The sequence below is a fragment of the Haloferula helveola genome (assembly GCF_037076345.1).
GTDB lineage: Bacteria > Verrucomicrobiota > Verrucomicrobiia > Verrucomicrobiales > Akkermansiaceae > Haloferula > Haloferula helveola.
The window spans coordinates 359,064-378,281 of sequence record NZ_AP024702.1 but is presented as its reverse complement, the minus strand read 5'-3'; the positions used below and the strand labels follow the sequence as shown (position 1 = coordinate 378,281).

Annotated in this window: 10 protein-coding genes; 5 read left to right on the top strand and 5 right to left on the bottom strand. The window is 62.8% G+C overall.

From position 1 onward, the window contains the following. Nucleotides 1–12 precede the first annotated feature (12 nt). Complete coding sequence (locus HAHE_RS01145; RefSeq protein ID WP_338687811.1) at nucleotides 13–1,269, top strand: SGNH/GDSL hydrolase family protein; 1,257 nt, start codon at nucleotides 13–15, stop codon at nucleotides 1,267–1,269. Between the two features lie 95 nt (nucleotides 1,270–1,364). On the opposite strand, the gene HAHE_RS01140 is transcribed toward HAHE_RS01145, so the two are convergent. Both HAHE_RS01140 and HAHE_RS01135 read right to left on the bottom strand, forming a co-directional pair. Further along, a complete protein-coding gene (locus HAHE_RS01140; protein WP_338687809.1) occupies nucleotides 1,365–2,813 on the bottom strand; it encodes a DUF1501 domain-containing protein in 1,449 nt (482 codons plus the stop codon). Between the two features lies 1 nt (nucleotide 2,814). After that, nucleotides 2,815–5,850 (bottom strand): PSD1 and planctomycete cytochrome C domain-containing protein, encoded by a 3,036-nt coding sequence (locus tag HAHE_RS01135; protein ID WP_338687808.1) that lies wholly within the window; start codon nucleotides 5,848–5,850, stop codon nucleotides 2,815–2,817. Between the two features lie 77 nt (nucleotides 5,851–5,927). On the opposite strand from HAHE_RS01135, the gene HAHE_RS01130 reads away from it, so the two are divergent. Beyond that, entirely contained in the window at nucleotides 5,928–6,689 is a 762-nt protein-coding gene (locus tag HAHE_RS01130) for an AraC family transcriptional regulator (protein WP_338687807.1), read from the top strand. A gap of 4 nt (nucleotides 6,690–6,693) precedes the next feature. Here HAHE_RS01130 and HAHE_RS01125 read toward each other — a convergent pair whose 3' ends face one another. Together HAHE_RS01125 and HAHE_RS01120 are read right to left on the bottom strand one after the other, a co-directional pair. Further along, nucleotides 6,694–7,695, bottom strand: a complete 1,002-nt coding sequence (locus tag HAHE_RS01125) for a hypothetical protein (protein ID WP_338687806.1) — start codon at nucleotides 7,693–7,695, stop codon at nucleotides 6,694–6,696. A 13-nt stretch (nucleotides 7,696–7,708) separates the two neighbouring features. Next, the gene (locus HAHE_RS01120; protein ID WP_338687805.1) at nucleotides 7,709–8,782 is read right to left on the bottom strand and encodes a substrate-binding domain-containing protein; all 1,074 of its coding nucleotides are present in this window, start codon (nucleotides 8,780–8,782) and stop codon (nucleotides 7,709–7,711) included. A 164-nt stretch (nucleotides 8,783–8,946) separates the two neighbouring features. Here HAHE_RS01120 and HAHE_RS01115 point away from each other — a divergent pair, with 164 nt between their 5' ends. Next, on the top strand, nucleotides 8,947–9,753 hold the full coding sequence (locus tag HAHE_RS01115; protein ID WP_338687803.1) for a hypothetical protein: 807 nt from the start codon (nucleotides 8,947–8,949) through the stop codon (nucleotides 9,751–9,753). A gap of 152 nt (nucleotides 9,754–9,905) precedes the next feature. Further along, nucleotides 9,906–14,132: an Ig-like domain-containing protein gene (locus tag HAHE_RS01110; RefSeq protein ID WP_338687800.1), complete on the top strand. Its 4,227-nt coding sequence runs from the start codon at nucleotides 9,906–9,908 to the stop codon at nucleotides 14,130–14,132. Between the two features lie 154 nt (nucleotides 14,133–14,286). Here HAHE_RS01110 and HAHE_RS01105 read toward each other — a convergent pair whose 3' ends face one another. After that, entirely contained in the window at nucleotides 14,287–15,633 is a 1,347-nt protein-coding gene (locus HAHE_RS01105) for a sulfatase family protein (protein ID WP_338687797.1), read from the bottom strand. Nucleotides 15,634–15,814: 181 nt separating this feature from the next. Between HAHE_RS01105 and HAHE_RS01100 the strand changes: the two genes are divergently transcribed. Then, entirely contained in the window at nucleotides 15,815–19,195 is a 3,381-nt protein-coding gene (locus HAHE_RS01100) for a PVC-type heme-binding CxxCH protein (RefSeq protein WP_338687796.1), read from the top strand. The last annotated feature ends 23 nt before the right edge of the window (nucleotides 19,196–19,218 follow it).

The window sequence follows — 19,218 nt, the reverse complement described above, 5'->3', positions numbered from 1 at the left end:
GTTTCGCGTGGTATGCCCCGGTGTTTGGTTGCCGGTCTGATGCTTGCCGGGGTCTCGTTCGCCGCTCCCGGTGACGGTCTCGACGGGGCCAACGGCCACATCTTCAAGGTGGATGCGGAGGGCAAGCATTTTGAACTGCTCAAGGAGACCGAGTACGACCCGAAGACGGACATCGGCAAGTCGCGCTTCACCGTCCACTGGTCGGACGCGACGGTCGTGACCCGGCTTGAGGAGCTGAAGAATTTCGCCGGCATCACCGAACCGGTCGCTGCGGCATTCTACGGCATCGACAAGCCGAACCAGCAGGCCTTGGAAGCGGGCGAGGCATTCGAAGCGAGGGTCGCTGTCCTGCATTCCGGCTCGGACCTCCAAGCAGCCGGGAAGTCCCTCGAAGGAAAGCAGGGGGTGGTCGGATGGTTCGCTCCCTCAGATGGGGAGAAACCGCGTGGCGGTGTGATCGAGATCAAGGGAAAAGCTGTCCCGGTGTCGCTGCGGCAACGATTCAGCCGGATTTATCACCATCAGCCCTTGAAGTCCGCCGATCTTGCTACGGGGTTCTGGAAGGCGACGCTTCAGGGTTCCGAGGAGGACGGAAAGTTCGTCGTCGCGAGCATGGAGGTCGAACCGTTGCCCGACCCGAGGAAAACCGACGATCCAAAACTGCCGCGCGTTCTGGTGATCGGCGACTCGATCAGCATGAATTACCACGACGCGGCCAAAGAGGCGCTTGAGGGCGTGGCCAACTATCACCGCAACGAAGGGAATGCCTTCTCGAGCGCACACGGCGTAGCCAATTCCGAGCTCTGGCTGGGTGACTACAAGGAGCCGGGATTTCAGTGGGACGTCATCCAGTTCAATCACGGTCTGCACGACCTGAAGCAGACCTACGACAAGGCGACCGACACCTTCGGTGAATACGCGGTGCCGCTCGACGACTACAAGGCCAACCTTGAGAAGCAGATCGCGATCCTCGAGAAGACCGGCGCCAAGCTGATCTGGTGTGCGACCACCCCCGTGCCGAACGACAACAAGAGCCAGTATGCCCGGCGGAAAGGTGCATCGGCGGAATTCAACGCCGCCGCGTTGGAAGTGATGAAGCGGCACCCGGAGATCCTCATCAACGACCTCTACGGGTTGATCGGCGGATCACCGGTGTTCGATGGATGGCGGAAGCAGAACGACGTCCATTTCTACAAGGCCGAGGAGAAAAAGGTCCTCGGTGATGCCGTTGCCGGCGCGGTGAAGCGTGCGCTCGGCAAGAGCGGTTGAGCACGTTGTGAATCGGACCGCGCGGCTCCGACCGCGCATCTTCTTCCGAACCTGTGGTGCGCGGTCGGAGCCGCGCGGTCCTTTTCTCTCAAGGCTCAGGCAAGGATGTCCTTCACCACGTGGCCGTGGACGTCGGTGAGGCGGTAGTGGCGGCCCTGGAATTTGAAGGTGAGCTTCTCGTGGTCGACGCCGAGCAGGTGGAGCAGTGTGGCATGGAAGTCGTGGATGTGCACCGGGTCCTTGGTCACGTTGAAGCCGATGTCATCGCTCTCGCCGTAGCTGATCCCCGGTTTCACTCCGCCGCCGGCCATCCAGACGGTGAAGGCATACGGGTGGTGGTCGCGACCCCACTTCGGGCGGTTGCTGATGTCGCCTTGGAGGAATGGCGTGCGCCCGAACTCGCCGCCCCAGATGACCAAGGTGTCATCGAGCAGGCCGCGTTGCTTGAGGTCGGTGATCAGCCCGGCCGACGGCTGGTCGGTGTCGCGGCACTGGTTGTAGAGCTCGGTGGTCAGCGAGTTGTGCTGGTCCCATCCGGCGTGCATGAGTTGGACGAATCGCGTGCCGCGCTCGACAAGCCGGCGCGCGAGCAGGCAATTGCGGGCAAAGGTTCCGGGCTCGTGGACCTGCGGTCCGTAGAGGTCGAGCGTGGCCTTCGATTCTCCGGAGATATCGGCCAGTTCCGGCACGCTGGTCTGCATGCGGTAGGCCATTTCGTACTGCGCGATGCGGGTCGCGATCTCCGGGTCGCCGAAGTCGGCAAGCTTGGCCTCGTTGAGCTTCGAGATCCCGTTGAGCATCTTTCGCCGCAGGGTGCCGTCGACACCCTTCGGGTTGTTGAGGTAGAGCACCGGACTGTTTCCCGCGCGCAGTTTGACGCCTTGATGGCGGGAAGGAAGGAAGCCGGAACTCCAGTAGCTGTCGTAGAAGATTTGCCCGCACGAGGTGTCCTTCGTCACCGAGGTCATCACGACGAATGTCGGTAGGTTCGCATTCATCGTTCCGAGCCCGTAGCTCAGCCATGAACCGACGGTCGGACGGCCGGGGAGCTGGAAGCCGCTGAGGAAGAAGTTGATCGCGGGTGCATGGTTCACCTGCTCGGTGTGCATGCTCTTCACGAAGCACAAGTCATCGACGACTTTCGCCGTGTGCGGCATCAGCGAGCTGACCCACGCACCGCTTTCGCCGTGCTGCTTGAACGCCTCGAGCGGAGCGAGCAGCTTCCGTTTGTCGGCGGCGGCCGACATGGTGCTGAACCGCTTGCCTTCCATGTAGCTCGGTGGAACCGGCTCGCCATGCAGTTCGGCAAGGCGCGGCTTGTGGTCGAACAACTCGACGTGGCTCGGTGCGCCATTCTGGAAAAGATAGATGACCCGCTTGGCCTTCGGGGCGAAGTGCGAGACCGCTTCCATCACCTTCTCCTCGGAGGCGAGCGCATCCTCCCCGAGCAGTGAGGCGAGGGCGGCGACTCCGATGCCGGTGGCGCTCTTGCCGAAGAAGTGGCGGCGGTTGATCAGATACTGGCGTTCGAGGCGGGGATCCATGCTACTCCTTGGTGAGGGTTTCGTCGGTGTTGAGAATGGAAAGGCAAACGGCGGCGAGCGCGGCGTGTTCGACCGGATCGAGCTCCGGGTCCGCGGGCGTTTCGCCGATGGATAGGAACTCGCGCGCGGTCTCGGGATCGAAGGCGGATCGGGCTTCGCGATAGCTGTCCATCAGGACGGCGGACTCGATCTCGCTCGGCGGGCGGAGAAGAACGATCTCGAATGCCCGGGCAAGGGTGCGGGCGGGGTCATCGGAGCGGCCCTCGGAGGCTCGGCTGGCCAAGGCGCGTGAGGCTTCCGCGAAGATCGGGTCGTTCAGCGTGGCGAGTGCGTGCAGCGGACTGTTGGTCCGGCCGACGCCGACCTCACACATCTCGCGCTTGGCGTTGTCGAAGAACATCGGCGGCGCGCTGATCCTTCGCCAGAAGGTGTAGAGGCTGCGGCGACGGAGCTTCTCCCCGGTGTCGGGCGTGTAGCTCTTCTTGCGCCGGCCGAAGGTGACTTCCGCCCACAGACCGGGCGGCTGCCATGGGAAGACCGGCTCGCCGCCGATCTCGGGCACGAGCAATCCGCTTACGGCGAGCGCCTGGTCCCGGATCATCCATGATGGCAGGCGGAAGCGCGGGCCTCGGGCGAGCAGCCGGTTGTCGGGATCGGCCGCCAGGAGTTCCGACGTGGCTCGCGACGACTGACGGTAGGTCCGGCTGGTCACGATCGTTTTCAGGAGGTGCTTCGTATCCCAACCGCTTTCCATGAACTCGACCGCGAGCCAATCAAGGAGCTGCCCGTGTTTCGGGATCTCGCTCTGAACGCCGAAGTCTTCCGGTGACTTGATCAGTCCGATTCCGAACAGGTCCTGCCAGAAGCGGTTGACGGTCACCCGCGCCGTCAGCGGGTGGTCTCGGGAAACGAGCCAGCGGGCGAGGTCGAGCCGGTTCGGCGGGCGACCCTCGACGTTCAAAGGAGGCAGGGTCGCCGGTGTGTGGGCCTCCACCTTCTCGCCGGGCTGCTCGTAAGATCCGATCGCAAGGATGAAGGAGTCGCGGCGCTTTTCCCGGTCCGCCATGATCATGACCTTGGGCACCGACTTTGTCAGCTTGTCCCGCTCGACGCGAAGGCGGGTCACTTCCGCCAGAAGTTCGGCATAGGCGGGGTGGCTCTCGAGATAGGCGCTCCGAACGAGGGCCGCCTGTTCTTTCGAGCGGTTCGCGACTGGGATGCGGATCGCTGTCGCGAGCGAAGGGTCGGCCCTATCCACTGCGGGTGGGGCGGTGTCGGTGATCGAGATCCGGAAGCGGCCGAGCAGGTGCTTCTTGTAGCGGGACTGGTGCCGCAGACGGACTTCAAGCGTGGAACCGGCCGGGATTAGAACGGGTTCCGGAAGTCGGAAAACTGCCGCGTGGTCGCGGTCGATCGGCTTGCCCTGCCACACCGCCCAACCGGTCGCGGGGTCGCTGTCGAGAGCGGCGGAGACCGGCAATCCCCGTTGCTCGATCGTCGCTTCGGCGGCCTTGATGGGAAGCTTGCTCCGCTTGCCGTCTGGTCCGACAACAAACAGCTCGAACCCGGTCAGGACGAAATTGCCCGAGTCCGACTTGGCGATTCCGCCCTGGGTCATCGACTTGTGTCGGAGCGCCTCGAGCCGGAGGGCGGCCAAAGGTCCCGGGGGGGCGGTGAGCGTGACTCCATAGTCGCCCCGGTCCGGCACAGGACCAACGACGAGCGCGGACTTGTCCTCAAGAATCCGGAAGTCGGCGTGGGGGCTGTCGATCTTCTCGATGTCGAGCGTCTGCCATGACGAATCGGAGGCGGAAGTGCCGCTTGTCCGGGCATTCTCCCAGTTCGCCTGTCCCGGGCCGACCTTGACTGCCAGGATCTTAAGCTGGCTTTCCAACTCAGGGATCCGCTTCGCAAGTTCCAGCTCACGTTCGGCCTGCGATTCGGAGGGCGCGGAGATGACCGGCGGGGTCTGTGGATTGCCACCCGATCCGTCCACGGGGGTCTGGTTGAAGAAGTCGAAGAGGCCGTAATATTCCTTCTGGCTGAGCGGATCGTACTTGTGGTCGTGGCAGCGGCAGCAGTTGAGCGTGAGCCCCATCCAGACCGTTCCGACCGTCTCGGACATGTCCATGACGTAGTTGACCCGGTTCTCTTCGGGGATGCTGCCACCTTCACCGTTGATCGCATGGTTCCGGAGGAAGCCGGTGGCGAGCTTCTGCTCGTGGGTGGCATCGGGGAGAAGGTCGCCGGCGATCTGCCAGACGGTGAAGTCGTCATAAGGCAGGTTGCGGTTAAAGACGTCGACCACCCAGTCGCGCCACGGCCACATCGTTCGCTCGTCGTCGCCTTGGAAGCCGTTGGTGTCGGCGTATCGAGCGGCATCGAGCCAAGGCCACGCCATCCTTTCGCCGAAGGCCGGGTCGGCGAGGAAGCGGTCCACAACCTTTTCCCAAGCGTCATCCGCGGGGTCCGAGACGAACGCTTCGACTTCCTCCGGGGTGGGTGGCAGACCGCGAAGGTCGAACGAAAGGCGTCGGATCAGGGTCCGTCGGTCGGCCTCCGGCGAAAGCTCCAGGCTATCCTCGCGAAGCCGCTCGGAAACCAGATCGTCGATCGGGTGACCAGATCCCTCCGGAACGTCGGGCCGCTCGGCTCGGACGAAAGTCCAGTGCTTCTCGTACTTCGCGCCACCCTCGATCCAGCGCCGGATCAGATCCTTCTCGTCGTCGGAGAGCTTCAGGTGCGAAGTGGACGGAGGCATGACCACCTCCGGGTCCTTCGACATGATCCGCTTCCACACGGAAGACTCGTCGGGCTTGCCGGGGACGATCGCAGGGCCGTCCTCGAGTTCCGCGTAGGCCCCTTCCGGGGTGTCGAGCCGGAGGCCGGCCTCCCGGGTGTTCGCATCGAAGCCATGACAGGCGAAGCAGCGGTCGGAGAGGAGCGGACGGATGTCGGAGTTGAAACCCGGGACGTCAGCGGCGGGCGAAAGCGGGCTGATCGCGAGCAGGGCGAATGGGACGGCCGGGAACTTCATGACAATCGGAAACAGCATACGACAGGGAACTCCCGAAAAAATAGAGCAATGACGGCAATTTGTTGTAAAATCCGCGCATGAAATTGGTGGATCAAAAAGCCCTTCGGACGCTGTACGACGGCGACGAGGCGTTGCGTGAGGTGTTTGACGTGCTCCCGGTGTGCCACTTCTCGGCCAAGGACTATCGGGGAATTGAGGAGGGGGAGGCGGGGCCTTTTCTCACCGCCAACCGCCGGTTTTTGGCCGACAAGGGACTGAGTGAGGTCGCGCAGATCCGGGGGAGAACCGACTTCGAGTTCTACCCCGAGGAACTCGTGCACCAGTATCTCGCCGAGGACTGGCGGGTCTTCCGGATGGGACAGCCGCTGGTGTCGCAACCGTGGTTGGTGGTCGAGCCGACGGGGCAGGCGCTGATCTGGACTTCGAGCAAGTTCCCGGTATTCGACGGGGACGACCGGCCGATGGGAATCGTGTGCGTGATGTATCCGGCCAAGGAAGACGATGGCGGCTACATCGGCTCCGGCCGGCTCACCGACGTGCTGGTGCACATCCAGTCGAATCTCGACCAGCCGCTGCGGCATGCCGAGCTGGCCTCGATGATCGGGCTCTCCGGAAGCCAGCTCTCACGGCTGTTCCGCGCCAGCTTCGGCGAGAGCGTGGGGCAGTACATCAAGCGGGTGCGGCTCCATGCGGCGGCGAGCCGCCTGCTGACGACCGAGTCGAGCATCGCCGAGATTGCCGCACACTTTTCCTACTACGACCCTAGTCACTTCACCCGCGAGTTCCACCGTTTCCACGGCATGTCGCCCCGCGATTACCGGCGGATGCGTTCGAAGTGACGGTTCAGATCCGCTCGAGTTTGATCGGGTAGGTGTTTCCCGAGTTGAACTGCGCGACGTAGATGCTGCCCTCGCCATCGACGACGAGGTCGTGCGGGTGCAAGAACACCGGCTCTTTGTGAGCCATCTTCGCCAGCTTGCCGTCGTCATCGTATTCCGGGGCGGTGCCGCCGGGGTTCGAGAGCACCTTGAAGTCCTTGTCGAGAATCGAGAGGAAACCGCGTGAGTCGCGGTCGGCCGGCCAGTTGTCGGCGAGGTGGGCGACGTAGTAGTGATCGCCGACCCGCTGAATCTGCCGCGGGTTTCCGCCGGGAAGGGGAATGCGCAACTTCTCACGGCCGTCGTCGTCCAGCTTGAGCAGGTACTGCCTGTCGCTCATCGCGATCAGCAGGCCGTCGTCGTAGATGCCTCCGTGCGGACCCCAGTGCTCGATGCCGCCTTTCTGTCCTCCGAAGACCGCCTCCTGTTTCCCATCCTTGGAAATGCGCTGGATGAAGTCCTTGCCGTAGCCGTCGAGGACGAAGAACCGTCCGTCCGGCGGGTGAAGTGTCCATGACGGGCGGTACTGCCCGGCATTCTCGTAGTGTCCGGATGTCTCCGGCCAGTTCCATTCGTCGAGCATCTCGCCATCGAGCGTGCTCTTGAAAACCGCGTTGCGCTTGAGGTCGGTCAGGTAGAGGACCTCGCGTCGCCCCTCGCGGACGATGGATAGCCCGTGCGCTCCCGGGAAAGTCGTTCCCCACTTGTGGACCAGCTTCCCGGCCTTGTCGTAGACGATGACGTTGTTGTCGGTGTGGTCGGTGAAGAGGATGATGTGGCCTTCCGCATCCTCGACGATCCCGTGGCAGTTGTTGACGGGTGTCTTGTCGCCGAGAACGCCCCACCCGGGAACGATTCGGTAGCGGAATTCGCCGTGGCCGAGAATCGGGGGAAGGGGAGTCCTTGCCTGTGCAAGGCCCGTGACCAGGCCGAGCGTGGAGGTTTTCAGGAAATTACGGCGTCTCATGGTGGCATTGGTCTCAACGGTGGCTGGCAGCCGGGGCGAGGGTGCCGCCTTCGACGAACTCGGCCTTGGTCAGCGTCTGGCGTAGGTCTTCCCGACCGTTGCTGACGTTGGCTGCCCAACGGACGATCCGACGGATCACCGGTCGGCTGTCCCAGTAGATGTGGGAGACGGTCGGCTTGAACCAAAGGAAATTCGGATCCGGATCCATGCAGATCACCGAGACGTCGTCGGGGACCTTCAGTCCCTGGCTCGATAGGAACTGGGTGGCCGCGAAGAACATCGGGGCCTCATCGACGATAAGCGCCGTAGGCGGGGTGATCTGGAACAGCCGGGCGAGACCGCGGTGGAAGCCGTCCGGCGTTTCGTCCCAGTCGGGCAGATGGTAGGCTGAAGGTTCGATTCCATGGGCGGCGACCTCCTCAAGGAACGCCCGCTCGATGGCGCCGGGTGCCGGCAGCCGGCGTTCGCGACGGGAGAGCATCACGATCCGGCGGTGGCCGAGCTGGAATGTCCTTCGTACGGCCTCGACGACAGCGGGCTGCTTTTCCGGGCCGACTCCGGCGATCGGCAAGCTCCGCCTGCGGCCGTAGAGGGCGATGGCTGGAATGCCTTCCGAGGCGAACCATTCGAGGACCCCTTTGGAGCCCGACATGATCACCCATGCATCGGACTCGGTCCTGTCGACCATCCGCGAAACCCGTGCCGGATCCCGTCCGAGCTCAAGTAGCGTCTTCGGTGCGAATGTCGCGGCGTGGCCCGACTCCTGAAGCTGGTGAAGGAGATCGACCATGTAAGGGAGATTGCGGTCGGCCGCTTCCGATGTGGCGATGGTCACGCGAAGCGCCCGAGTCGAAGCTGATTCGTACTTCGGACGGATGCGGCGCCTTCTTCGAGGTCCTCCGGAGATTAGAAGGCCTTCGTCCTCGAGGATCATCAGTGCCGCATCGATGAGTTTGCCGCTGACCCCGATTTCGGCGGCCAGGCGCGACCTTCCCGGCATGGTTCCGGTCCATCGACCACGCGCCAATTCGTTGCGGAGGAAGTCCGCAACCTGGCGGCTGCCGGAGCTGACGTGGAAATCGGCCATCGAAAATCTACGTAGAAATCTGTCCTAAATGGGGGCCAGATGGCGAGAGGTATTTCTCTTTCGTATCGGCAGTTCCCCGTCTTGTTTCCAACCCGCACGGCGAAAACCCAAGTCCCGCGCCCCTACCGTCTGCGAGTGATCGTTGTCGGAATCGCAAAATAGCCATGAAACCGACTCCTGCCTCCCTGCTAGCTGTCCTGCCATTTCTGGCCGCTATCGGCTCCGCCGATGCTGCAGTGGTTTTCGCGGACGACTTCGAAGCGGGGACGTCCGGGATCACCAGCCAGCAGTCGGTCACAGCGACTCAGGATGTTCTTACCTACAACGTTGCCAACACCAGCCGGGTCTTCAACGGTTCGCTCTGGGTTGATACCACCAATGGATTCGGTTCCGACCGGCAGGGTCTCATTGATGGAGGAGCCGGGGGGACCGATCTAGGAAACTTCACGCCGGACGGGGCCGGGCCTCAGGCTTACGGTTTCCGCTACACCAACTCCGGTCTGACGTCGGACGTCGGAGTGATCGGCAGCCTGGCGCTTGGAACGACCATTACTGTTTCCTTCGATGTGTTCATCGACGGATGGAACGGTGGATCCGCCTACAACTGCTATCTGACCACCTTCGATGGCGGCGCACGGACCGAAATGAATGGCGGTGGCGCCATCCAAGGCACCACTTCGATGCTGGCGAGCATATCCGGCAACGCGGCGGGTGGTGCCTACCAGACCGTCAGCTTCAGCTACGTCGTTGGTAACGACGTCATTGATGCCAACGGCGCGGCGGCAGGTGTGAGCACCACATTTGACAATGCGGTTCTCGGAGATGACATCGCCATCCGGTTCCAGGGCGCCACTTCCTTCGCCAGCATCGACAACGTCTCGGTCGACATCTCTCCTGCGGTTCCCGAAGCCCGCGTGGTCTTTCTGGGAGCCATTGGTGTCTTGCTCTTGCTCCGCCGACGCCGGGGTTAAGCACCTGGATCGTCTCCACGCATCCCGCCGGCGTGGACGCCATTGGGAACAGCGGCCGCCAGTCCGCATGGCCCGCCGCGCCCTTGGGCTTCCCCAGTCTCCTCTCTGCTTCTCGTTCAACACCAGCATCCCGACCTGAAACACCAGCATTCATGAACCGGATTCCCACGCCACCGACCTTGGTCGCCGCATTCGCCGGCCTCACCCTGTCCGCAACTCCGGCCACAACGGGCGTGAGCTTTTCCGAAAGCTTCGAAAGTCCCGTGGTCGCGGGCTTCGATGACAACACCGTCCCCGGCGGAGGCAACTGGATCGGTGCTTCAAACGGCTTCGGCTCAAGCAATCGCGGACTGTTCAACGAAACCGTAGCGTGGCCTGCGACTCCGCCCTTCGGCACACCGTACGGGGATCAGGCGTACTACCTCAATTACACCAACTCCGCTCTCACCACCGCGCAAGGCGCCACGGGCCTGACGGTCACCCAGGACGTGACCTATACCCTTACGTTCAACATCGCGGTCACCGAGGGCACTGCGAGTTCCAACTACTTGGTCGAGTTGGTCGCGTTCGGTGCGTCCGACGACAACTCGTCCCGCACCAACGGTCAAAGTGGTCGTCCGGGAACCGTCGTGGGCACCGCCTCCGGCTCCGTGACGACCACGGACATGTCGGCCACGGCCTTCATTACCTACACGCCGGACGGAACGAGTCCTGATCTCGGGAAGGAACTCGGGATCCGGTTGGTGAAAGCCAGTGGCAGCGTGCTCTACGACAACATCCGCCTGTTGTCCGGTCATGATCTGAATCCCGATCCCGGTAATGGCGAGGACCTTTCGGCCGGTGGCGATGTGAACCTCAGCTGGACCAACATGCCACCCGAGGCACCTGCGTCCGACACCTATGTCGATGTCTGGTTCGGCACCACCTCCGGCGCTCTTTCGCAGGTCGTCGACGGTCAGATCCTGTCTTCGACCCTCGTCAGCGCCCCCATGGCGGGAACCTACTATTGGCGTATCGATTCTTATCCCGACGGGGATCCGAACGGCACTCCGGTTGTCGGCGACGAGTTGTTCTTCACGATTGCCGATACGGATGGCGACGGCTTCCCCGATGAATACGAGTTTCTCCATACAGGAACCAATACCGGCCTGAATCCGGGGGACGACCTCGAGAATGGCGGTGCGGGCGACGGCCTCACCAACATGGAGGAATACAACTACGGCACCGATCCGAACAATGCCGATACCGATGGCGACAGTCTCGAGGACGGTCCGGAGATCAACGGCACCGCCGGACTGCGGCCGGTGACCAATCCACTGCTCCCGGATACCGATGGCGACGGGCTGAGCGACGGGGTGGAATCGAATACCGGCACCTGGGTCAGCTCAGCGGACACCGGTACCAACCCGGTCGATCCCGATTGGGACAAGGACGGGCTTGCGGACGGCGTCGAAACCAAGACCGGCTCTTTGGTCGACAAGAACGATACCGGAACCGATCCCTACGTTTCCGATACGGACGCCGACGGGGCGGGGGACTACTACGAAGTCTATGCCTCGTTCACCGATCCCCATGTCGATACCGACGTGCCTCCGATTCCCTATCCATTGCCCGATCCCGACGGCTCGACCGGCGCGACGAACAAGCCGGTGAAGGTCTACATCATGTCAGGTCAGTCGAACATGGTCGGAATGGGAACGGTGAGCGGCACGGGTGACGGCACGCTTGAGACCATGGCGATGCGCCAGAACCGGTTCCCGGATTTGGTGGACGGATCGAACGCATGGACGACCCGTCAGGATGTTCGCTATCGCGGAGTGATTTCGGACATCGGCAACGCCCAGCTTTCGCCAGGTGGTCTCGATTCGAAGTTCGGTCCCGAACTCGGATTCGGCTACGTGATGGGCTGGTATCACGACGAACCCGTGCTGTTGCTCAAGTCATGCATCGGGAACCGGAGCCTCGGCTGGGACGTGCTTCCATCGGGAAGTCCCTCGTATCAGTACGACGGCAACAACTACGCGGCCTATGGCGACGCCACATTGAAGTGGGCGATCGGTGACTCGCCGGCGACGTGGGCTCCCGGGAGCTGGTATGCGGGCAAGGAGTTCGACCGTTACTTCACCGACGAAAGCGAATGGGCCCATCCTGACCCGGCGGCCACCAACGTGGTGGACGTGCTCGACAACTTCGCTGCCGAGTATCCCGACTGGGCCACGCAGGGATTCGAGATCGCCGGCTTCGTCTGGTGGCAAGGCGACAAGGATCGCTATGACATGGGTCACGCCACCCGCTATGAGGAAAACCTGGTCAACCTGATCAATTCGCTGCGCAGCTACTACTCGAACCGCTACCCGGGCAAGGTCGCCAACAACGCGCCCTTTGTTCTGGCGACCCTTGGCCAGACGGCAATCGGCGACAGCTCGAGTCTGGCGGACGAGGCGATTCTCAACGCGCAGCTGGCGGTGGACGGAGACTCCGGGCTCTATCCTCAGTACGAGAACAACGTGAAGACGGTCTACTCCCATCCGCTCAGCGAGGGAGGAGCCTCGAACAGTCACTACAACGAACGGGCCGGGACCTACATGCTGGTCGGGGACGCTCTCGGACGCGCGATGGTCGGGTTGGTCGAAGCGTCCGCCGGACCTGACGAGCTTGCGCCGGTCGTGATCGGCAACGACCCGGCGATCGGCGCCACGGAGGTGTCGGCAGGAGTGAACATCGTGGTCAATTTCAACGAACCGATCACCGTCGAAAGCGGCAACATCACCCTCCATCCCACCGACGGTTCCGGTGATGTGGTAATCTCCGTCACCGACGCCTCGCAGGTCACGGTTTCGGGAAGCACCCTGACGATCAATCCGACGGCGAATCTCGCGACGAGCAAGGAGTATGCGGTTCTGATCGATGCCACCGCGATCGACGATCTCGCGGGCAACAGCTTCGCGGGCATTCTCGTCGATACCGAGTGGCGCTTTACCACAGCGGCACCGGACCTGACCGCGCCGACGCTTTCCGCGACGGACCCAGCGAACGGTTCGACCGTGGTGGTCGACACGGCTCTCGAGGCAACCTTCAGCGAACCGATCGCCCTCGGCAGTGGCGCGATCACCTTGAAGAACCTGACCGACGGTGCTGCAGGTGATGTGGTGATTCCGGTCACCGACGGCACCCAGGTATCGGTATCCGGAGCGGTTCTTACAATTCAGCCAACAGGCGATCTGCTCGGCGGCAAGGACTACGCCGTCCGCATTGATGCGACGGCTATCGACGACCTTGTCGGCAACAGCTTTGTCGGTGTCGCGGATGACCTGACGTGGTATTTCTCCACTCCCGAGCCGCCTCCGGTCGGGGTGGTTTTCTTCGATAACTTCGAATCCGGTGCCAACCCGAGCGCACTTCCCGCGACTTCCGGCAGCTACTCGGACACTCCTGATGTGGACTCCGACCAGAGTAACGGCTTCACCTCAGGAGCCTCCAACACGGCCCTCTGGGCCAGGGCAACCGAGGGTTTCGGGGCTTCCCGGTGCGGGCTTGTCGACGATTCCGCCGAGGCTTTCGCCGATCCGGTTGGTGATCAGGCTTTCGCCTTCCGCTACACCAACTCGGGCCTGACGACTAAGTTCGGTGTGATCGGCAGCCTGACCGCCGGGACCACCTACACGGTTTCCTTCGACGTTGTCGCCGACTCCGGTGGCACGCCCTACAATGTCCAGTTCGTCACCTTCAACGGTGCCGGAACCCGCAATGACGTGCGCAGCGACTCGTTCGTTAGCAAGGTGCTCGCTTCACAAAGCGGCAATGCGGAAGGCGACGGCTCTTACAAGACGGTGAGCTTCGAGTTTACTCCTGACTCCTCCCTCGATGCCTCGGTGATGGGGCATGACCTCGCGATCCGCTTCAAGGGCTCGACGACCTCTGCTACCATCGACAACATCCAGGTCAGCACCTCGGGCGGCGGAGGCGGCGGCAACGATTTCTCCGACTGGATCGCCGGCTACGACGTCGGTGGTCAAACGGGCTTCGAGGACGATCCGGATGGTGACGGGCTCAGCAGCGGGCTTGAGAATTTCCTCGGCACGGATCCGGGCGCCTTTTCCGGTGGACTGGAATCCGGGGCTGCCGCGGGAAACACCTTTACCTTCACTCATCCACAGAACGCGTCACCGGCCGACGACCTGAGTGCCGCCTACCGGTGGACGCAGGACCTCGCCGGCTTCAACTACGGAGGTGCGACCGACGGCTACGGCACCCAAGTCGACTTCACCGTGGAGGAGGACACGCCAATCGCGGGATTCACGACGGTGACCGCGACGGTTACCGGAACGGCGGTGAGCAAGTTGTTCGTGGACTTGGAAGTGATCCAAGTCACCCCGTGAGGATCACGAGCGACTCAGAGTGAACTTCGAAGCGGCGGTTTCCCGGAAGGGGAACCGCCGCATTCGCTTGGAGGGTGGCGGACCTCATTCCGTGATCCCAATCACAACTGTCAGCTGGAGGGATCGGGAACGCGAAGTCTGACGGCCTGCGGCTTCACGGCTCGTCCGGCATCGGTTTCCACGGCACGGCACCCGCTTTCCGGATGTGCGCCATGAGAGCTTCCTTGAGTTGCTTCGCCACCTTGCCGGTCGCGGGCTTCGGATCCTGCTCGAAGGGGTCGGCTTCGAGATCGACCATCTGCATCGGTTCGAACGGGTGGTTCTGGAGCAGCTTCCACTTGCCTCTACGGATGGCATAGTAGGCTCGTCCTCCGTAACGGTCGCCACCTTCGCGCCTCACCCAGATCATGGTTCGATCCGGGTCGCCGACGCCCCCGTCGAGCCAGACCGAACGCAGGCTCTGGCCGTCGCTTTCCGGTTTCCCGGCTCCGGCCAGTTCGCAAAGGGTCGGGACGAGATCCATCGTCATTCCCAGAGCGTCGGTGGTCTTGCCGGCAGGGATCTTGCCGGGCCAGACGGCGCAGGTCGGCACCCGGATGCCTCCTTCCCAGTGGTCCTGCTTGCCGCCCCGAAGGTCGCCGTTCGATTGGGCGTGGGGAATGGATCCGCCATTGTCGGATGAGAAGATGACGAGGGTTTGGTCCTTGATGTTCAGCTCGGTGAGGCTGTCGAGCACCCGTCCGATCTCATGGTCGGTGTGTTCGACGAAGGCCACATTGGCGGCCCTCTTCGGGTCGAGGTCCGGTTCGCGCTTCCGGACCTTTTCCAGCCAGTCCTTTGGGGGTTGGATCGGGAAATGGGGCGCGTTGTAAGCGAGGTAGAGGAAGAAAGGAGTGTCCGGCGCCTTCGCTCGTTCCCCAAGGTAATCAATGGCCCAATCGGTGAAAACCTCGGTCGCGTGTCCCTCGGGATCGACGGTCTCGTCATTGAGCCGCATCCAGTTCACGCCGCCACGACGATGGGTGTAGTAGTCGTCCATCATGTCGCCGAGGAATCCGTGGAAGTGGTCGAAGCCCTGTTCGTTGGGAACGTTCGGAGCCGTGTAGCCCAGATGCCACTTGCCGACCATGCCGGTGTGGTAGCCCGCCGATTTGAGCATTTCCGGAAGCGTCGGGCCGGGCGGGCGGAGATAGCCCCAGCTGCTGTGGTCCCACTGCCGGATCACTCCGGGCGCTCCGGCGAGATCCGGGTAACGGCCGGTCATCAGCGATGCGCGGGTCGGCGTGCAGACGGTGCAGTTGGCATAGAACCGGTTCATCCGGATTCCCTCCGACATCAGCGTGTCGATACGGGGCGTCCGCATGTCCTTGGCTCCGTAGCAGGTGAGGTCGCCATAGCCGAGATCGTCGAGGAGAATTACGATGGCATTCGGCTTGGGGGCGGGTTCGGCGGCATGGCACCACGTGCCGGCGAAAAGGAGGGCGAGGATGCATCGAATCATGAGGTCCAGCCTAGGGGACAGGTGAGGCAGGGCAATGGACAAGTGGTTCCCGAAGCTCTCCTTTGCCGCGCTCTTATGCGGCATTTTCACGTCATATCCGACGATGCCGGATCTGGCTGAAAGAGGCCCTCGCGCGCGCGCGTCACCGATCTGTTCATCCTTTGATTCCGACAAGCCTTCCATGATTTCGCCACTCGTCTCCCGCTGGATCACACCGACCCTTGTCCTGACTCTCGCCTACCCGGTTCTCGCTCTTCCCAAGGCCGATCAGGACGGCGCCGCCAAGATCGAGGGCACGGCCAATACCGATCCCGTCGAACCGGTGGACCCGGACAAGGCGATCCTGTCCACGATCCTCTATCCCGAAGGCATGGTGGCGGGAGTCTTCGCTCGGGAGCCCGACGTGATGAACGCGACGGCGATTTCGATGGACGAGCAAAACCGGCTGTTTGTCGCGGAGACGCATCGCTTCGACCGCGGCATCGAGGACAACCGCCGCAACTGGCACTGGCTCCGGGACGAGGTCGCACTCAAGACGGTGGAGGACCGGCTGAAGCTCTACGAGAAGTGGGCCGACAAGAAGGAGCCCGGGTATTACACCAAGTATGCCGAGAAGATCCGGGTGCTTGAGGACAAGGACGGCGACGGCAAGGCCGAGAAGTCATGGCTGTATGCCGACGGCTTCAACGATCCGCTCGACGGGACCGCCGCCGGGATCCTGGCCGCGAACGGAAAGGTCTATTTCGCATGCATTCCCCACGTCTGGATGCTGCAGGACAAGGATGGCGACGGTGTCTCGGATGTCCGCACGTCCTTGCAGGACGGTTACGGCATCAGCGTCAGCCTGAGCGGGCACGACCTCAACGGCTTCGCCTTCGGTCCGGACGGCCGGATCTATTTCACCATCGGTGACCGCGGCTACGATCTTCACACCGCCGACGGCCGGCATCTCTACGACCAGTATGGTGGAGCGATCTTCCGGATGGAGCCGGACGGCAGCGGGTTGGAAGTCGTCCACTACAATCTGCGGAACCCCAAGGAGATCGCCTTCGATCAGTACGGGGTTGCCTTCTCGGTGGATAACAACGCCGACATGGGTGACAAGGCGAGGGTCGTGCAAATGGTGGAAGGTGCGATGTCGGGATGGAATCGCGGCAATCAGAGTTTCCGCAACTGGCCGCACGCGATCGACGTGACGTCGCGCCACGACACACCGTGGATGGCGGAGCTGTGGTGGGAGATCGAGGCGGAGAACCGCCCGAACGCGTTGCTTCCCCCTGCCGGGCATCTGAGCGTTGGGCCTTCGGGGCTCGCCTACAATCCGGGCACGGGACTGGCGGAGAAATGGGACGACCGGTTCTTCGTCTGCGACTACCGCGGTGGCCAAAGCGAGGTGATTTCCTTCGAGATGGAGCCGAACGGGGCAGGCTTTCGGATCGCCGAGAGCGAGACGTTCATCAAAGGGTTCCTCAATACGGACATCGAGTTCGGCTACGATGGAAAGGTCTATGTCAGTGACTTCACTGGCGGCTGGAAGACCTATGAGTTCGGCACGGTCTTCGTCTTCCACGATCCGAAAGAAACGTCCAAGCCGGTGGTCAAGGAGGTCCGCTCCCTGTTTGCCGATGGCTTCGATCAGCGATCGGCCGATGAGCTTGCCGGATTGCTGAAGCATCAGGACATGCGGGTGCGCCAGCGTGCGCAGTTCGCTCTGGCCGAGGATGCGTCCAACCGCGGCCGCTTCGTCGCCGCCACGGAGACCGGGAATTCCATGGTGACCCGCTTGCACGGCGTCTGGGGGCTGGGGCAATTGGCTCGGCTCAAGGCAGATGCGGAGTCGGTCGAGGCCCTGGTGAAGCTTGCGAGCGACGACCAATGGCGGGTCCGCGGGCAGGTCGCGCAGGCGCTCGGAGATGCGAAGGCCCAGGCGGGACGCGACGCGCTGAGCTCGCTGCTTGGAGATGCGAATGCCAACACCCGGATGCTTGCGGCCATCGCTCTGGGCAAACTCGGCCATCGGGAGGACGTGGCGAAACTCGTGAAGATGCTTGAAGCCAACAAGGACGGTGACCCCTACCTCCGGCACGGAGCCGTGCATGGCATGCGCCTGATCGCGGAGGCCAACAAGACCGCCGAGGACATCCTGAGTTTCAAAGATCATCCGTCGCGCGAGGTCCGGCTCGGGCTGATCATCGCACTCCGTTGGTTGGGAGATGCGGGTATCGAGTACTTCCTCGCCGACAAGGATCCGGCTCTGGTGATCGAGACGATCCAGGCGATCAACGACAGTTACATCGAAGGTGCCCGTCCGGCGCTTGCGGCGGCGACCCATCTGATTGGCAAGTCGACCAAGGCGATCGACTACCGGATCATCAATGCGATCATGCGGATCGGCAAACCGGAGGGCGCGCTGAGTTTGCTCGCCTTGGCGGAGGACGATGCCGTGCCCGAGCAGACGAGGGTCGAAGCGCTGTTCCAGCTGGGTCGTTGGGAAAAGCCGCCGGGTGCCGATCCTACCACCGGGAAGGTCCGCCCGATCACGGGTGATCGGAATCTGGATGGCGTCCGGAGCAAGATCGCTGACGGCCTCAAGCGCTTGTTCCGCAACGCGGTGGGCCTGGTTCTCGCCGAGGCGCTGAAGACGGGAGAGATCTTCGATGTGGCTCCGGCACCGGAAACCCTGCGCCAGCAGTTCCTCAGCGATGACAACCTTCGTGACATCCGGCTCGCGGCCCTGAAAAGCATGCGGAAGCACGCCGGGGACGAACTGGTGCCGACACTCGGGCAAAGTGTCCGTTCCAAGGATCCTGAAGTGCGGAAGGCGAGCCTCAAGGCGCTCGCTGAAGTCGCGCCCGAGGTGGCACTCGGGGAGGTGAAGCGCATGCTTGCCGGGAAGGATGTCTTTGATCAGCAAGTCGCGCTTGCGGAGCTTGCGAAACTGAAGGGGCCGGAGGCTGCCAAGGTTGCGATGGAGATGCTGCTCGGGGTCGCGGAGCTGCCACTCGCCATCCAGTTGGATGTCATCGAGGCCGCCGCGAAGCGCCCCGAGCCCGAGGTAAGGAAGGCGCTTGAGGACTATCGCTCGCGAATCCCGCAGGATGATCCTCTCGCGGCGTTCCAGCTGACCCTTGAGGGTGGCGATGCCGGCAAGGGTCGCCAGGTTTTCTACAACCACGGAGCCGCACAATGTTCCCGTTGCCACAAGGCGCTGCCGAACCGGAACGGAGGCGTCGCCGGGCCCGACCTGCGTAGCATCGGCAAGGCGCACGACGCCGCCTACATCCTTGAGTCGATCATCGAGCCCGGCGCACGGATCGCCTCGGGCTATGGCATGGTTTCGCTGACGATGAAGGATGGAAACGTGGTGGCCGGCCTGTTGCTTGAGGATGCGGACGACTTCGTCGCGCTCGCTGATCCGGTCGACGCAAGCCGCAAGGAATACCCGCGGAAGGATGTCGCGTCGGTCTCAAGTCCGGTTTCGACCATGCCGCCAATGGCTCAGATTTTGAGCAAGAAAGAGGTCCGCGACTTGATCGCCTTCCTCGGATCGATGAAGAACTGAGCCTGCTGCCTCCATCCACCGTT